12 protein-coding genes and 1 pseudogene are annotated in these 18,199 nt (G+C 39.8%); 12 read left to right on the forward strand and 1 reads right to left on the reverse strand.

Annotation, left to right across the window (positions count from 1 at the left end; translation table 11 throughout):
- Positions 1-342: 342 nt before the first annotated feature.
- The 12 genes and pseudogenes from ACTHOQ_RS04385 (at position 343) to ACTHOQ_RS04440 (ending at position 17,979) form a co-directional block, all read left to right on the forward strand.
- A complete protein-coding gene (locus ACTHOQ_RS04385) occupies positions 343-966 on the forward strand; it encodes a TVP38/TMEM64 family protein (RefSeq protein ID WP_440494461.1) in 624 nt (207 codons plus the stop codon).
- Positions 967-1,510: 544 nt separating this feature from the next.
- The gene (locus tag ACTHOQ_RS04390) at positions 1,511-1,951 is read left to right on the forward strand and encodes a tyrosine-type recombinase/integrase (RefSeq protein WP_440494642.1); all 441 of its coding nucleotides are present in this window, start codon (positions 1,511-1,513) and stop codon (positions 1,949-1,951) included.
- A gap of 343 nt (positions 1,952-2,294) precedes the next feature.
- Positions 2,295-3,320: a DUF1835 domain-containing protein gene (locus ACTHOQ_RS04395; RefSeq protein WP_440494643.1), complete on the forward strand. Its 1,026-nt coding sequence runs from the start codon at positions 2,295-2,297 to the stop codon at positions 3,318-3,320.
- Positions 3,321-3,635: 315 nt separating this feature from the next.
- On the forward strand, positions 3,636-4,514 hold the full coding sequence (locus tag ACTHOQ_RS04400; RefSeq protein WP_440494462.1) for a helix-turn-helix transcriptional regulator: 879 nt from the start codon (positions 3,636-3,638) through the stop codon (positions 4,512-4,514).
- Positions 4,511-4,777, forward strand: coding sequence for a hypothetical protein (locus ACTHOQ_RS04405; protein ID WP_440494463.1), 267 nt, complete (start codon positions 4,511-4,513; stop codon positions 4,775-4,777). The genes ACTHOQ_RS04400 and ACTHOQ_RS04405 overlap by 4 nt, the downstream gene beginning before the upstream one ends.
- An 807-nt stretch (positions 4,778-5,584) precedes the next feature.
- The gene (gene addB, locus ACTHOQ_RS04410) at positions 5,585-9,226 is read left to right on the forward strand and encodes a helicase-exonuclease AddAB subunit AddB (RefSeq protein WP_440494464.1); all 3,642 of its coding nucleotides are present in this window, start codon (positions 5,585-5,587) and stop codon (positions 9,224-9,226) included.
- Positions 9,201-10,580, forward strand: a complete 1,380-nt coding sequence (locus ACTHOQ_RS04415; RefSeq protein WP_440494465.1) for a UvrD-helicase domain-containing protein — start codon at positions 9,201-9,203, stop codon at positions 10,578-10,580. The genes addB and ACTHOQ_RS04415 overlap by 26 nt, the downstream gene beginning before the upstream one ends.
- 587 nt (positions 10,581-11,167) lie before the next feature.
- Complete coding sequence (ltrA, locus tag ACTHOQ_RS04420; RefSeq protein WP_440494466.1) at positions 11,168-12,769, forward strand: group II intron reverse transcriptase/maturase; 1,602 nt, start codon at positions 11,168-11,170, stop codon at positions 12,767-12,769.
- Positions 12,770-12,926: 157 nt separating this feature from the next.
- A pseudogene (gene addA / locus ACTHOQ_RS04425) lies at positions 12,927-15,269 on the forward strand (helicase-exonuclease AddAB subunit AddA); the annotation flags it as partial.
- A gap of 11 nt (positions 15,270-15,280) precedes the next feature.
- Complete coding sequence (locus ACTHOQ_RS04430; RefSeq protein ID WP_440494467.1) at positions 15,281-16,459, forward strand: DUF418 domain-containing protein; 1,179 nt, start codon at positions 15,281-15,283, stop codon at positions 16,457-16,459.
- Positions 16,460-16,592: 133 nt separating this feature from the next.
- The gene (locus ACTHOQ_RS04435) at positions 16,593-17,495 is read left to right on the forward strand and encodes a fumarylacetoacetate hydrolase family protein (protein ID WP_440494468.1); all 903 of its coding nucleotides are present in this window, start codon (positions 16,593-16,595) and stop codon (positions 17,493-17,495) included.
- A gap of 115 nt (positions 17,496-17,610) precedes the next feature.
- Positions 17,611-17,979 (forward strand): YisL family protein, encoded by a 369-nt coding sequence (locus ACTHOQ_RS04440; RefSeq protein ID WP_440494469.1) that lies wholly within the window; start codon positions 17,611-17,613, stop codon positions 17,977-17,979.
- Here ACTHOQ_RS04440 and ACTHOQ_RS04445 read toward each other — a convergent pair.
- Positions 17,976-18,199: hypothetical protein (locus tag ACTHOQ_RS04445; RefSeq protein WP_440494470.1), on the reverse strand; the 224-nt coding region annotated here is incomplete at its 5' end. The two genes, ACTHOQ_RS04440 and ACTHOQ_RS04445, sit on opposite strands and share 4 nt — an antisense overlap.

Raw genomic sequence — 18,199 nt, forward strand, 5'->3', positions numbered from 1 at the left:
AATAAAACAGACAATAAATTAAGAATCAAAAAAATCACGTGGAAATACAAATTTACTTGAGTTAATCGACAGTCTCAAATTTCCGCTTATTTTTCATCACTTAATTGAGAGCCAAAATCTCTCTCGGCAAATGTGAATGAGAGGGGGCTTTATTAAAAATGAAATGGGATTTTACATAGCCACAGTTTTTCAGCGCTCTCGCATTGGCGGGGTTCTTTTTATTTTTGGGTAATGTTTCAGTATAAACGGGTACAAAAGATTTATGTTACTATAAAGGTGAAAAAAGTTGAGAAATATGTTAAGACTTCATAGATTTAATCGTTTGTGGCAGGAGTGAGCAGGATGTTGGATTGGATGACAATCGACAATGTAGAAATACTTGTGGAGAAATATAAATTATTGGGCCCTATTTTTAGTATATTATTAACATTTTTGGAATCGTTTTTGCCGATCTTGCCGCTATTTGTGATTGTCATCGCAAATGCTGCCGCTTATGGGCTGTTTTGGGGTTTTTTATTGTCCTGGCTTGGCACGGTTGCAGGCTCGTACATGTTTTTCCTGATGATCCGCAAGTTCGGGAAGTATCGTTTTTTCCGACGCATAAAAGAACAAAGCCAGGTGAAAAAACTTATTCATTGGGTTGACATAAGAGGCTTTACGCCATTATTTGTATTGTTATGCCTGCCGTTTACACCTGTCGTTCTTGTAAATAGTGTTGCGGGCTTATCGAATTTAAAGAAAAAGTATTATTTTTTCACGCTCTTTATTTCGAAGCCGATCATGATTTTCTTAATTAGCTATTTAGGCAGTGATTTACGTCAAATCCTGTCATCCCCTGTAAAAATCATTATTTCTACGGTGATTGTTTTAGTCATCTGGGGCATCGGCAAATTCATCGAGAATATATTGAATAGGCGAGTCGAGCGCGATCTAAGAGATATCGAGAAGCTTAGAAAAAGTGAATAGTTGGGGAGCGGGCGCGCTTTTTGGAACATTTTTTTGGGGCAAGCATATATCGCGTGTTTATGAGGGGATATGCTTTGCGGTGAAGTGTGGCGACAGGAATTTTGAGTTTTTTGAGGATAGGCATGGTTAAGGATTATAATGGCTAGTTTATTATGCTTCAATAGCTCCTTCAGCTTGCAAAGTGTGAAGCTATGGGCGTGGAAAAAAAGGGAATGGCTTCATTCATTTAATCCTAAATTTCACAAAATATTTCACCTTTTTAGCTGCACAATCAATTATTCAGAGATGGATATGGCTTTTCATTTTTACACGATAATCCCTTTTTATATGGTTAGTGATTCATTACTTACTAATTTAGTGCATTGATAAAAATAATAACAATTAAGCCTTTAATGGTCAAATATACATTGGGAAGTAAAGGATATCGTGAAAATTTAATGTATCTTTTTATTTTTCCACGTAAGTTATTTAAGTTATAAGCCATATTCTGCTTATTTTATTAAAGGGCGATTGTGCAATAAAAATGTTCTTGTTTAACTAAGGGATTAATACGTGGTTACGAGTGAGTAATTTGGTGCCTTTGAAAATAAAAGACGTAAAAGGAAAAGTCCATTTGGTTATTACGGAGAAAAAAACGGGGAAACCCAAGCGATTTATGGTTCCTAAAGCCACCAGGAAAGCAATTGAAGGCTATATTCGGGGGATGCAGGAGGAAGATTACCTGTTTCCAAGTCGAAAAGGAAATGGGCCGATCAGTACGACGCAAGCGTATAGGGTTTTGCAAAAAGCAGCAGTTGCTCTTGGACGTGATGATATTGGCACGCATACCATGAGAAAAACATTCGAGTATCATCATTACAAGCGAAACAAGGATGTATTAACGTTGCAAATGTTATTTAATCACTCGGCTCCATCAAATACTTTGAAATATATAGGGATTACTGACGATGAAATTGATAAGTCACTCGAAAATTTCTCGCTTTAAAATGGGGATCAAGGTGGTCCCTATTTTAGAGCAAATGTAATTAAAATTTTTAACCGTTTGATGTTTGATATAGTGGAACAAAAGTTTATTTTTTGATATATTAAAAGTGCTTCAAAGGCGATTAGTGAGATAAAAGTTAGTTAGGGCGACTACGAATGAAAACTACCATTCGTAGCTTTTTTTATTTTGATTTTAACAAGGGGTCCCATCAAATTTAGACGGATCTACAAAGTTAAGCAAAGAATGTTACCAAACGTCGGTTTGGGAGCGTTCACCTTTAATCACCTTCGTTAAAACATATGGTGAAATTGTGAAAAAAGGAGGATTTTAATTGTTGAATGAAATGAAAGATATGATCAATCATTTGGAAGAGACAGAATTAAAATCATTATTACTTCAAGTCTTTTTGTGTATGCAAACTGTTGAGGAGAGAAAAGGCTATTCGGAGCAGCAATTCTTTTTAGATGTAAAAAATACATATAACGACCTGTTAGCAACTAAAAATAATCAAGCAAGTAGCAAACAAGCACAATTTCACACGACACATATTGTCTTTGGTGATTCAGCTGCTGGTAGTTTAAAAATTACTCTAATAAAGTCCGATTTAATACAACAAGAAAACATCATTAACGTGTCTGATTTATTTTCAATTGGACCACTTTGGAATTTACATACTTCTGAAGGAATCAATCATCGCTACAATTGGCTGCGTACACATATTAATATAGATGAAAAACAGCTACTGACTTATGAGTATAACTTTGAGCAATATTTATTATCGCTTAAGCAAATTCCAAACGATCATAAAATTATCATATGGATTGGCGAAAATGCCCACGAGCAAGCTGCGTTACGATTGATACTGTATGTATTAAAAGAAAAAACAAATGAGATTATGCTAATCAATATCAATGAAGCCTATGAAATGCATTCTGATTTAGCTGAAATGCAATCCCCCCCACGACATATGGGTGAAATTTCAACAAAGCAATTAAAGCAAATATATGAAAACAAAGGGAATGGTCATGTAGTTACACAATTAGAACGTAAAGTATTTGAGCAACAATGGCTACAACTATGTCAACAAAAAGACGTATTACGAATCTGGGAAAATAACGAAATCATAAATGTTTCAGAAAATTATTATGATGGGTACATCATCGATAAAGTAAAAGAATCCCACGAAAAGAATAACCATAAAGATTTTATCAAATCAGCCAGAATCATCGGCAAAGTAATTGGGCATTTAAATCAATACATTGACGCCCAATTTATCGAATATCGCGTGATCCGCTTAATCATGAATGGCGTATTGGACATGGAAGGTGTGCCGACAGCAATGCGTCATTATAGCATTAAAATCAAATAATACATTAGCTTACTAACATATATCGTAACTGTTATTTCAACAATGTTCCCAAACACCGCTTAGGGAATGTTCAGTCGAGCAGCTCCAACAAGTTAATTGTTGTGGCTGCTTTTTACTTAAGTTCACAGTAGCACTTTAAGAACTTAAGTAAAATAAAATTTCCTTTCAGTTTGCGAATGTAGCTCATCTTCTTAGATATTGGTTGCCATCAATATATTTTAATTGACCCTGTTATCTCTTATACTTCCATTAGTGCAATAATTATCAAAAAAATCGACCTTATCCCCCTTATACTTAGTTTAGAGGTGAGCAGTTATGTATAGTGAAGTCGTTCAAAAAATCGTAGATACGCTAGAGGAGAACTTATTAACAGCTTGGCAGTTAGAGCATTATGCAGAAAAAATCGGCTATTCGAAGTTTTACTTGACGCGTCAATTTAAAAAAGAAACAGGTTTATCGATTGGTGAGTATATTCGAAAAAGACGTCTTGCTGTGTCTGCTTTTTTATTGCTTCATACGGAATACACAATTCTTGATATTTCTTTTGAATGCCAATTTCAATCACAAGAAGCATTTACACGTGCATTTAAAGAACTCTACAAGATGCCACCTGGAAAATATCGTAATATGATGCGTTCTTTATATCAAAAGGGGGATAATGAAATGGTAGCAACAAATGAAGTAAAAGGTTGGATTTTAACAGGGACAAACCCGTCGCTTTACACGATGAAAGCAGATCATGAAATATTCCATACCGGGTCAAAATCGGGTTATTTAAGTTCAAATGATTCAGTTGAAGAAGGACAATTTGGAACAATGATGCAAACATTCTCAGCAAAAAAATGGATTGGCAAACGGGTAAAACTTTCATGTTTCATCAAAACTAAAGATGCAATCAAGTGTGGTGCTTGGTGTCGAATTGATTCAAAAAATGGAGATTTGCTACAATTTGATAATATGGACAACCGTTCAATTCAAGGGACAACAGATTGGAATTATTATTCAATCGTATTAGATGTACTTGATGAAAGTGCTTCAATTCATTTTGGCCTTTTATTAACAGGGACTGGTGAAGCCTGGATTGATGGAATTACATTTGAAGAAGTCGATGCTTCGGTAGCTTCAACTAATATGGCTGGATTATCGGATGATTTACCGTTGGAGCCAGTGAATTTAGGTTTTGATGATTTATGATGTTATTGGATTTACTAATTGATATTGTTATTAACATTTATACGTCATTAGGTTATGGTACAAAAGAACATAAAATTGAATCTAAGATGGAAAAAATAAAATCTGAGCATCCTCAAGCTTATGTAATCTACAGGCAAAACCAATCTCTATTTGAAACAGATGTAGAAATAAGTAAAAAAATTTTGGACTTAGATGTGAAAAATAAAATGGTAGTAAATAACATAGTCAATGAGATATACACCCATTTTAGGATTACAGCTTAACAGTCATTCATTAAAATTATAGTATTACGAAAAAATGCTATCAAATTGGATGTTTTATATACATTTGAATTCAAATAACATTCCCAAATGAAAGTTGGGGGACATTTTGAAAAGGTACGAACGTTGATTTACAGCGTTTCGTGCCTTTTTTTGTGAACATTTTTTATACATTATTTTATACAGATGGCTCAAATGGCTGATACTACTATATTTCACTTGAGGGGCGTGTTCTCTATCACTTGCATAAAATCGTGTATATTCCTTATTGTTGTAAATCACTCTTAATATACATAAATTACAATAAATCAGGCTTACTAAATTATATATTTAAAAACAACAATTAAAGTTATCAGTGTCTTAAAGTTAAATAACTTTATCTTCAATTCACATCCAATCCGTTTCTCTAAATTAAAATCCAATTGAAACAACATACTCTTGCATTTGGGAAAAATTCAACAGTATGAAAAGAACAACCCTAAATACAAATTGTGCATGCTTTGCCATACACTTTTTACCTTTCTGCCGTAAATGGGTTACACCGAATGACAACCACTTCAGAAACGAGGCCGTCCGCTTGGGCATAATAAAGAAAGCGTTGTTATGTGTGCACCAGCCTCTTTGCTTCCGCTGCAAAATCACTACTGGATGCTGCGGCCTGTAACAGAGGCTAATTTGCCATTTATCCGTTTACCGCCAAAAAATGCCGCTTTTTCATATCATTGTATGCCGCTGAATCTTCCGAATAGATGCACGAACATGTATTCTTATATTATAATAGAAAGATGAATGATAAGTGAGGTGGTAGTTGTGACGCTACGGGTAATTACGGGACGAGCAGGGACGGGCAAGACGACTTTTATTCATCAGGAAATAGTGGATGATTTAAAAACGAATTTATTCGGGGATGCGATTTTCATTTTAGTTCCTGATCAAATGTCCTTTTCGACGGAATATGAGCTGACAACGAACTATGAAATCGAAGGAATGATGCGTGCACAAGTCATGACGTTTAAACGGCTGGCATGGTTTGTGCTGCAAAATGAGGGTGGCATTGCACGCGAGCGTATTGACGGGACAGGTTACCGCATGCTGCTGCGACGCATTTTGGAAGAGCATCAAGAGGAATTTTTACTATTTAAACGTGCGGCCGGCAAGCACGGTTTCACGAAAGAAATCGAGCAAATATTAAAGGAATTCAGCCAGTACCATATTGATGTAGAGACGATTGAACCGCTTATTGTATTGTTGAGGGAAAATGGCGCGAGCGAAGTATTGCTCCACAAAATGCATGATTTGCAAATTATTTTAAAGCAGCTTCATGAGCGGATCGGGACAGAATATATTGACGGGGATGGCTATTTTCCGATGCTAATTGAGCGCATTCCCAAAATGGAAAGCTTGCGCGATACACATGTTTATTTAGACGGTTTTATGGCATTTAATGGACAGCAATTGGCGATATTGAAAGAGCTCCTGATTTATGCGAAGCGTGTCACAATCGTATTGCCAATGGAAGATCCGCAAAACGATCTGCTAGAGGGCGCGGTATTTCACCAATCAGCTGTGACATACGAAAAAATTAAACATGAGCTGCAAAAGTTGCGTTTTGAAAATGGCATCGATATTGATGAAGAGCCTCGTATTCATTTAAATGTGAATTACCGGGCGAGCAACACGGATTTGCGTCAAGTAGAACATTGCTTTGACACAGCTGTCGATACACCGGTTGAGTCATCGGGCAATGCGAAAATATTGGAAGGCGTAAATCCGCGGGCGGAAGTACAGGGAATTGCCCAGGAAATAAAGCGACTCATTCTGGAAAAACAGCTGCGCTATAAAGATATCGGGATTATGTACCGGCAAGCGGATGTGTATGATGCAATTATTAGAACGACTTTTACACAGTATGATATTCCATTTTTCTCGAATGAAAAGCGGGCGATGCTCTATCATCCGCTTATTGAATTCAGCAGATCTGTATTGGAGATCATTACGACAAACTGGAAATATGAGCCGATTTTCAGAAGTGTAAAAACGGACCTTTTCTTCCCGTATGGAGCTAATTTAGTTGTGATGCGGGATAGGGCTGACATGCTCGAAAATTTCGTTATTGCAAGAGGAATCGTGCATGATCGCTGGATGAATGAGGAAGTATGGCGCTACCGCCGATTTAAATCACTTGAAAAAGTGAATGCGATCCAGACAGAGGACGAAATGGAACATGAGCAACTTTTAAAATCAGTGCGGGACTTGATCCGGGAACCGGTTTTAGCATTGCAAAAACGCGTGAAGGGCAAAAAAACGGGCCGCGAAATTGTCGTCGCATTGTATGAATTCATGGAGCAGCTTGATATTTACAAAAAGCTCGTGAAAATGCAGGAACAGGAAGAGCAAGCCGATGCGTTTCATCAATCATTGGAGCATGAGCAAGCTTGGAATGGCTGGGTGCATATTTTGGAGCAATTTGATTTGATGTTTGGAGACAAAGTAATGCCGCTCGAAGATGTTGCACAGATTTTGGGTGAAGGTTTCGAGACATTGCAGTTTTCAAGTGTGCCGCCGACATTGGATGAAGTTACGGTTTCAACGGTGGAGTTTTCACGTTTTGACAATAAAAAGGCGATTTTCGTTATCGGGGTCAATGATGGTGTTTACCCGATGCGAATGGATGCGGGCGGCCTGTTATCTGATGAAGAACGGGCAGCATTCGAGAAAATTGATGTTGAATTAGCACCTGGTGTGAAAAGCAAGCTCCTGCAGGAAAGTTTTTTATTTTACCGTGCGATCTCTTCATCCACTCATTATTTGTATATTACATATGCAAGTGCGGATGAAGAAAGCAAAAGCAAGCTTCCGTCGATTTATATTAACCGGTTGCATAAAATGTTTGAGGTCGTGGAAAATCGCGGGACCGAACAGGAAAAAGCGGTTCGGACATTGCAGCATAGGCAAATTGCGATGAATCCGCTAGATGAGCAGCAAAAAGAAAATGTGCTCGATTATTTGCGGCACCCTTCACCTGCGATCGGTTTTTTAATGACGCAGCTTAAGCAGGCACAGCTTGACCGGCGCCCGCTGACAGAGGAATGGGCAGCATTGAAAGCATTTTACGAACGAAACCCTCGCTGGGAAGATGTGCTGAATGTTGTGGAAAAGCCTTTATATACGATTAATGAAGCAGAGCCTTTGACAGAGGAAGTTGCGACAGCATTGTATGGCGAAAACTTTTTAGCTAGTGTATCGCGCATCGAACGTTTTTATAGTTGCCCGTATTCGCATTTTGCGTCATACGGCCTAAAGCTGCAGGAGCGTACGGAATTTAAGCTGGAGTCGTTTGCGATGGGGGATTTATTCCATGAGGCGATCCGGACGATTTTATCTGAAAAAGAGCCGACAATTCCTTTGGACACTTATGTATCCTGCTATAAAAAGGCTGATGACACGATATCAAAGCTTGTCGACTATTTCTCTTACAGCATTTTAAAGAGCAGCCATCGCTTTGAATATATTAAAACAAAGCTTGTGAAAATCGTGGCTCGCACAATTTATGCGCTCATTAATCAAAGCGAGCTATCGAAATTTAAGGCGATTGCACATGAAAAGCCGTTTGGGAAGCACGATGATAAAAATACCGAACAGGATGACCGCAATCCGCTTGAAGCACTGAAAATCGATTTAGAACATAATCGCAAAATGTTTGTGCGGGGGCAAATTGACCGTATCGATGCATACAAAGATGCGGAAAATTTGTATTTACGTGTTATTGATTATAAATCGAGCGGCCGAAAGCTTGATTTCACGGAAGTGTATAACGGGATATCGTTGCAGCTTTTAACGTATCTGGACGTTGCAATGCAAAACTTCCCGATCATCGCACAGGAAGGAAAGTTCATCCAGGATTTATCCGAGCTCGAAAATATTATTGTACAAGCGGCAGGCATGTTCTATTTGCATGTGCATAACCCGCTCATTCCGACAGAGGATTATGAGCAGCATGATAGAGTGGAAAATTTGCGCCAAGAGAAGTTCAAGCTAAGCGGCTATATGTTAAAGGATGTTGAAGTGGCGCAATTAATGGACCAGTCGCTCGAGCCGAATAAGACGTCCATCATCGTTCCCGCAGCATTCAAAAGCGGGGGTGAACCGGAATTCAATAACCGTTCCTCAAAAGTCATTGACCATGAGCAGATGGAAAACCTGCAGCAGTTTGTCCATTATAAATTCAGGCAAGCAGGAAATGAAATCTATCGCGGGAATACCGAAATTAAGCCATATAGTCTAGGAAATCAAAAAGCCTGCACATTTTGCAGCTTTAAAGCGGTTTGTCAATTTGACCAGACGGAAACCGGCAATAGCTTCAACGAAATAAAGAAACAGCCTGAACAAGAAGTATTTGAAAATATAAAAAAGGTGGTATGTTCACATGACAATTCCAGCGAAGCCGAGTAATGTTCAGTGGACAGATGTGCAATGGAAAGCCATCTATGCATCTGGCCAGGATATTTTAGTGTCCGCTGCAGCCGGTTCTGGGAAAACAGCTGTTTTAATCGAGCGGCTCATTCAAAAAATATTGGCATCTGAGGAAAAACGGATTGATGTTGATGAGCTGCTAGTTGTGACGTTCACGAATGCGTCCGCTGCGGAAATGCGCAATCGTATGGCGGAAGCGCTGGAAAAGGCGATTGGGCAAGATCCGGGAAATTCTTTTTTGCGGCGCCAATTAAGCTTGTTGAACAAAGCCCAAATTTCAACATTGCACTCATTTTGCTTATCGATTTGCCGGGAATATGCGTACACGATTGACTTGGACCCAGGTTTTCGCCTGGCGAGCATAGAGGAGGCTTCATTGCTGCAGGATGATGTGATGATGGATATCCTCGAAAAGGCGTACCGCGGCGATATGGAAACATTGTTTACAAAAGAGGAGCTTTACACATTAGTCGACAGTTTTGCGTCGGACCGGAGCGATCAGGCGATTGAGCACTTGCTGCAGGAGATGTATAAAGTTTCGCGCGTCCAGCCGAATCCGTATGAATGGCTGCGAGCATTGCCCGAAAAATATGATATTGACCCGAACAGCCCGATTGATGATTTGGCAATTGCGCAGGAAGTCCGTCCGTTTATAATCGCAAGCTTAAAAGAGGCTGCGGCACGCCTTGAAAAAGGGCTGCAAATTATTATGGGTGTTCCGGCTTTGGAGAAGAATAAACCGCTATTTGAAGCGGAATACAGTGCGGTCAAACAGGTGCTTTATGCGATGGAGGAAAGTTCGTGGGAGCAGGCATATATACTTATTCCCGCCATTGAATTCGGCCGCATTAAGCCATTGACAAAAAAAGATACAGAGGAAGACAGACAATCATATGCTGTGGCAAAAGATCACCGCGACAGTGCAAAGGATATGCTTAATACATTGAAGGACACGTTTTTCGCGCGTCATCCAAAGTTGTACGTGCAGGAAATGTCCGCGACAAAGCCTATTTTGGAAACACTCGTAAAGCTGACGATTGAATATAGTGAAGCTTTTAAACAGGCTAAACAAGAGCGCGGTTTGCTTGATTTCTCCGATTTGGAGCATTTTGCGCTGGAAATTTTATGTGATTCAGGAAGCGATACGATTCCGCCGCAGCCTTCTGATGTAGCGCTGGGCTTTCAAAAGCGTTTTAAAGAAGTGCTTGTCGATGAGTATCAGGATGTAAATTTTTTACAAGAGACGATTTTACAGCTCGTGAAAAGCGGCGGGGAGCAGGATGGGAATATGTTCATGGTCGGTGATGTAAAACAGTCAATTGTGCGCCCATAAGGGTATTGTATATTTCACCATTTGGCGGTGAATAAACTACAGAAACGGTTTAACTATCAGCCGACTTATCTTGGCGGGAAACCAAAGAGGGAGTGTAGCATGTCGGTAAAAGTCATAAGTTAGCCTAAACGGAAAAGCTACGACTGAATGGCGAGATAGAAAAGATTCATATGAGGAAGAAGGCTAAACTGCTTGAAGAACAGTCCGAGTGGGGTCATGTTTGCACCGTCTAGGAAACCGTTTGAAACCTGGAATCTATTCTGTTCAGCGTATTAGATGCTTGCGACTGAACATGGACGAGCGCTATAGATTGAGGCGCAAATCTAGTTTCTGACTTAAAAGAATAGACACACTTCAAGATTGAAGAAAAGGATGAACATTCCTTCCGACAATGAATCGAGCCTGTATACAATATACTAAATGGGGATTACCTAAGTTGGAACGCCACTAGGCTATGTACAAAGGTACTGAATATCCAATATGGTAACGGAGCTCCCGTAGTAGTCCGAGGTAGGGAAAGCCTATTACATGGCGAAGGGGAGCAGCTTATAACGTATAAAACAATAAAGAAAGGAGCGAAATGCTCTATGCAAAGTTCAGAAATTGTCTTATACAATCTATCGAAACAAGCAATGAAGGACGGGTTTGAATTTGACCGTCTGTACAGACATTTATACAACGAAGATTTTTATATAAAAGCCTATACAAAGATATACAAAAACAAAGGTAGTGCAACAAAAGGTATCGACGAAGAAACGGCAGATGGGTTTGGTGAAGAAAAGATTCAAGCAATTATTGAATCGTTAAAAGATGAAAGTTATCAACCGAAACCAGTACGCCGTATTCATATCCCAAAGAAAAATGGTAATACAAGACCACTTGGTATCCCTACATTTACAGACCGTTTAGTTCAAGAAGTTTGTCGAATGCTTTTAGAATCAATTTATGAGCCGAATTTTTCAAATCATTCTCATGGTTTTAGACCGAAAAGAAGTTGTCATACAGCGTTAATTGAAATTAAGAAAACCTTTACAGGTGTCAACTGGTTCATTGAAGGCGATATAAAAGGATTTTTCGATAATATTAATCATCAAGTGCTCATTAATATTTTGCGTAAACGAATTAAGGATGAAAAATTTATTCGGCTTATGTGGAAGTTCCTAAAAGCAGGATTCGTGGAAGATTGGCGATTCCAGAAAACGTATAGTGGAACTCCGCAGGGTGGTATTATCAGTCCGTTACTCGCAAATATTTGTCTGAATGAATTTGATGAATATGTCGAAAATGATCTAAAACCTTCATTTGATTTAGGCGAACCAAAAAAGTGTAAACGAAATACGGAATATCGAAAATACGATATGCGTAATCAACGTCTTTCTAAAAAGATTAGAGCGACAGAAGATGAAACGCTGCGACAGCAAATGATTGAAGAATACAAAGCGAATAAAAAACTATTGCTTAACTTACCGTACTATGAGCCAAACACAGATACGTATAAAGCGATGGAATACGTACGTTATGCGGATGATTATATTGTCGGTGTAAATGGAAGTAAAGAGGATTGTGAACGCTTAAAACAAGCAATGAAAGACTTTTTGAAAGACCGTTTACAATTAGAGCTATCGGAAGGAAAAACACTTATTACACATAGTACAAAGTTTGCAAGATTCTTAAGCTACGATATTTCGATTAGCCATGATTTAAGTGTGGCAAAGGATAAAAACGGTGTGAAAAAACGTAAATATAGAGGATATGTACAATTACGCATTCCAAAAGGCACGATTGAAAAAGTAATTGTAAAAAATAAAATGGTTAAAGATATCGATGCAAATCAATGGGATATGCTGCATCGGCCAAGACTTGTCGGTTTATCTGATTTAGAAATCATCGAAACATATAATGCGGAACTACGAGGAATTTATAATTATTATGCTTTAGCTGAAAATGTAAATCGGAAAATGTGGCAATTGCGATATGTAATGGAATATAGCTGTCTGAAAACACTTGCGAATAAATACAAATCCACAGTTTCGAAAATGAAGGTTAAGTTTAGTCAAGGCAAGTACTGGGGAGTAAAATATGAAACAAAGCAAGGTGAAAGAATAGCCTATTTCTATAAGGATGGTTTTGAAAAGAAGAAAGAAATCTTCCAATCAGAAGTGGACCAACTACCAAATTTGTATGTATAAAATGTCATAAAAAAATTCATAAACAACGATAGAATTTGTTATAAGTGGAGAGCCGTATACTCTGAGAGGAGTACGTACGGTTCGGGGAGGGGTTCTCCGGAAACCTGCTACAGCAATGTAGCAAGGCGCTGGGTTCCTACTCTACTACGCGTTTCGGCTTGCAGAACCGCGCCTTTTCCTTGAGAAATATAAGCGCTTTGAAGAAAGCCCGACAAATACGGGAATGAAAATCGACTTGAATGCCAATTTCCGGAGCCGCTCTGAAGTGCTGGAAGGGACAAACTATGTGTTCGAGCAAATTATGGATGAGGAAGTCGGCGAAATTGCATATGATGAACAGGCGAAATTAAAGTTCGGCGCAAGCTATGATGATCAGCAAGTGCCGATTGAGCTTGTATTGCTGGAAGGCGATTCAAAGGCACAGGCCGTTCCGGGGACGGAAGATGGAGCCGAGGAAGAAAGCATTAGCACCGCCCAGCAGGAGGCGCGCTATATTATTCAGCGCATTCGGGATTTGGTCGACAATGGCGGGCAAGTATATAATCCGAAAACGAAATCGATGCGTTCGGTCAGCTACCGCGATATTGTCGTGCTTATGCGGGCACGCAGCTGGTATACGACATTTGCCGAGGAGTTTAAATTAGCCGGCTTGCCGCTCTACGCCGAAACAGATGGAGGCTATTTTGATTCGCTTGAAGTGATGATTATGATTAACACATTGAAAGTGATCGACAATCCGTATCAGGACATTCCGCTTGCATCTGTACTGCGTGCGCCGTTTATCGGTTTAACTGAAAATGAACTGGCGAAAATTCGATTAGTGAATGGGAAAGTGCCGTTTTACGAGGCGTTAAAGCAATATAAAGAACAGGCAGCGGGCGAAATGCCGATTGCAACTGAACAAAAGCTCGATAAATTTTTTGCCTTGCACGGAAAGTGGCGCAATTTCTCCCGCCACGGTGCGCTTGCCGATCTGATCTGGCAAGTATATTTGGATACGAATTATTTTGAAATGGTTGGAGCAATGGCGAACGGCAAGCAGCGCCAAGCGAATTTACGGGCGCTTCATGACAGGGCGCTTAGCTATGAGAAAACGTCATTCCGCGGTTTGTTCCGTTTCCTGCGCTTTATTGATCGGATGCATTCCCGGGGAGATGATTTAGGGGTTGCCAAATCCACGAGTGAAGCAGATGATGTTGTGACATTGCTTACGATCCATAAGTCAAAAGGGCTTGAATATCCAGTCGTGTTCGTAGCAGGGATGAGCAGGGCGTTCAATACGAAAGAATTAGGAAACCGCTATATTTTCGATCAGGATTTCGGGCTGGCGATCAAATCGGTAAACCCGGATTTAAATATTATTTCGACATCTCTTCCGCATCTGTATGTGAAGGAGAAGAAGCTTGCGAAGATGAAAGCTGAGGAAATGCGCGTGCTTTACGTTGCGATGACCCGGGCAAAGGAACGTCTTATTTTGGTCGGCTCATTGAAGGATTGGGAAAAGCAAAAAGAAGAATGGGCGTTTTATCAGGAGTTGCAGGAAACAGTGCTGCCGGCATATATTCGTTCAAAAGCGAACAGTTATTTAAGCTGGGTTGGCCCTGCCGTTGCGCGTCATCACGATTTCTTCTTTGCGAATTATGGCTACACGAAGCAGGCGACAACGACAGAGCAATGGTCGATAACCGTTATACCGAATCGCGATTATTTGATGGCTGCCGAGGCTATAGCTGCGGAAGAGGAAAAGATGCAGGAAAATGTCGTGAATGAGAGCATTGTCCAGCTTCTGACAAATCGCTTTACGATGCCGTACCGATATGAGGATGCGGTGACGAAAAAATCGAAAACCTCTGTTTCGGAGTTGAAGCGCTTAGAAAGCTTGCAGCGCATGGAAGAGGAACAGCTCTACAATTTTGAAGCAAATCGTTATGTGAAGGCAGATGTGCCAAGCTTTATGCTCCAAAGCAGAAAAGAGCGCAAATTGTCCGCGGCAGAAATAGGCACAGCGGTCCATGCGGTCATGCAGCATATCCCGCAGGAAGGCTTTGGAACAATTGAAGAAACACAAAACTATATTCAAAATCTTGTGGATCGCCAGCTTCTTCAGCAAATGGAAGCAGATGCTGTTTCTGCCGGAAAAGTGTTTGCCTTTTTTGAAACGGAAGTCGGGCAACGCTTTAAAACGGCCAAAAAAATAATGCGGGAAGTGCCATTCACGCTCAGCTTGAAGGATGAAGACGGAGATGCGCAAATTATTCAGGGGGTCATTGACTGCTTGTTTGAGGATGAGCTTGGGAAATGGGTGCTGCTCGACTATAAAACCGACTATATTACCCCGGCGATTTTAGGCGATTTTGAGAAAATTAAACGAAAAATGACAAAATCCTACCAAATTCAATTAAACTATTATCAGCATGCTGTACAATCGATTAAACGCCTCGAGATTAGTGAGCGCATATTGTATTTATACAGCATTGGACAAGAAGTGAAAATAGATTAGGGGGATGGATGGTGGATTTTCGCCCAGTAGGTACGAAAGAGCGTATCGCCACACTTGATATTTTACGAGGGTTTAGTTTACTCGGTATTTTATTGGTAAATATGTTCGGCTTTTATTTGCCGATGCCGCATGTTTCGGATTTAAGCAGCTGGTTTAGTGAAGTGCAGGATATTATTTTACAGCAGCTTTTAGACATTTATGTACAAAGCAGTTTTTATCCGTTATTTTCGATGCTGTTTGGGTATGGATTAGCAATGCAGTATATAAAAGCGGAAAAAACAGGTATGAATTTTTACCGATTTGCCCCTAAGCGTCTTATTATTTTATTTTGTTTCGGGATGTTTCATGCGATTGTCATTTGGTGGGGCGATATTTTGGCGATGTATGCATTTTGCGGTGTCTTTCTGATTGCGCTTATCCGGATGCGGGCAAAATGGCTTTTACTGCTGGCGATCGTTGTGAATGCTTTGTTCCACGGCCATTATTTAAGCTCATATATGGCGGCGGGCTATTATTCGATGCCGACAGAGAGCATTTCAGTGAACATTGATGCGATTCAAAGTGCCGTGACTGCCTATGGTGTCGGAAGCTGGACGGATGCTTTCATGCAGCGCCTGGAAGATTTGTCCCTTCAAATGAGCGCCTTTATGTGGGTATCTTCATTGTTCACTATTTTACCGTATATGCTGTTCGGCGCGGCACTTGCAAAATGGCGTCTTATCGAACGGGCAAAGGAAAAAATAGTTGTTTGGATCATTTTAGCGGTCGTTGGCATTGGTGGCGGTCTTTATGTAAAAAGCTTGCCGATTGCGGGAGATCAAACATTCGGAAATGAATATTTGCAAGTATATATTGGCGGCCCGATTTTAGCGGTAGGCTATATGGCGGTCATTACACTCCTTGCACAGCTGCCGATTATTGCGAAAGCTTTGTCCCCGATCGCAAAAGCGGGCCGTATGTCGCTGACGCTTTATATTATGCAATCCGTTATTTGTACTACGTTGTTTTATAATTGGGGATTCGGTTTATATGGCAAGGTCGATGTACAAATGGGAATTTATATGGCGATTTCGATTTTTATTATTCAAGTATTATTTGCCGAGCTATACTTTTCGAAGTTTAAGCAAGGGCCCCTTGAAGCTTTGATGAAAAAATTCACATATGGCACTTTTAGAAATATCGGGCAATAAATACTAAGTTGCCCGTCATTGCTTGAAGAATATAGCAAGCTCTTGCAGATTAAGTAGTATTTTGTCAGAAAAGTAAGGTAATTATTTCGGTTTTAATGTATGATGTAAAAAAACAGAAGGAGTGCTCCACGTTATGAAATTGTTATCATTTAAATTAAACGAACAAGTAAAGTTTGGTCCAAAAGTGAAAAAAGAAGAGGCGGTATGGGATGTTGTCGAAATCCAAAAGCAACTAAATGTACTAAAAGCCTTTCCAGAAACAATTATCGACGGGATTGCACATGGCTATGAATTTGTTGAGCAAGTTCGTAAATTAGTAGAGGCAGCACAAAAACATGAAGATGGGGCTAAATTCAAATTAGCCTATTCTGATATAGAATGGCTGTCGCCAGTTCCTCGAACACCGAAAAATATTTTATGCGTCGGCAAAAATTATAATGATCACGCCGTTGAAATGGGTGCAGAAAAGGCGCCGGAAAATATCGTTGTTTTCACAAAGTCGCCAACTGCAATTGCGCCGGATGAATCGACATTGTCTGTGCATGCAGATGTGACAGATTCCCTGGATTATGAAGGGGAATTAGCTGTCGTAATCGGCAAGCGCGGAAAAAATATTCCGAAAGCAATGGCATTTGACTACGTGTTCGGTTATACAATTGCGAATGATCTTACAGCCCGTGATGCACAGGAAAAGCATAAGCAGTTCTTCTTAGGCAAAAGCTTGGAAGGCAGCTGTCCAATGGGGCCTTACTTAGTAACGAAAGATGAAATTCCTGATCCGCATGCATTGTCAATCGTGACAAAAGTGAATGGGGAAGTCCGCCAAAATGGTTCGACAAAAGATATGTTGTTCTCCGTTGCCGACATTATTGAGACGGTTTCAAAATATGTTACGCTAGAGCCGGGCGATGTTATTTTAACAGGAACGCCAGCCGGAGTCGGAAAAGGGATGAACCCGCCGCAATTCTTAAAAGCAGGCGATGAGGTGAAAATTTCGATTGAAGGAATTGGTACTTTAGCCAACCGATTTGCTTAATAAAATTCATCTATTTCATGTCATATCACATAACTTAGGCGAATCCATTGAATTTATACACGCTCGCATGGTAGGATATTGCCTGTAGAAAATAAATAGAAGAGGTGGAAATTTCATGGATTTCTTATCAAGCACAACACACTTGCACATAACAACTTGGGTAGTGGCGTTAATCTTGTTTTTAATCGCTGCGTTTTCAAGTAAAAAGTTAACAGCTGTGCATATGATTTTGCGTGTGATGTATATTTTAGTCATCGTAACAGGTGGCGCATTATTTTTAGAATGGCGCGATAAAATCGTTGAAAGCGGCATGAACTATGATATGAAAGTATTATTTGGTATTTTAGTAATCGGCTTTATGGAAATGATTTTAGTGCGTAAAAACAAAGGCAAATCTGTTAATATGTTCTGGGTGCTATTCGGAATCGTATTATTGGTAACGTTATACTTAGGATTAAGCATGGGTATCGGTGTGAATTTCTAATTAAAGCTGGGTGTGTAAAAAGTTGAAAGGCTTTTTACACATCTTTTTTTGTGCGATGCGCTATATAGTTGAGGGGAAAGAATTTTAGTAGCTGCAGAAGGTTCTACTTTTTCTGGCGATTGTTCTACATTAGGTATGATGGCTTCTACTTTCGGCTTAAAAGGTTCCACTTTATCCGCCGCGAATTCTACTTTCGGGGAGAACTGTTCTAATAACCGCC

Source organism: Solibacillus silvestris, assembly GCF_051967575.1.
Taxonomy (GTDB): Bacteria; Bacillota; Bacilli; order Bacillales_A; family Planococcaceae; genus Solibacillus; species Solibacillus silvestris_B.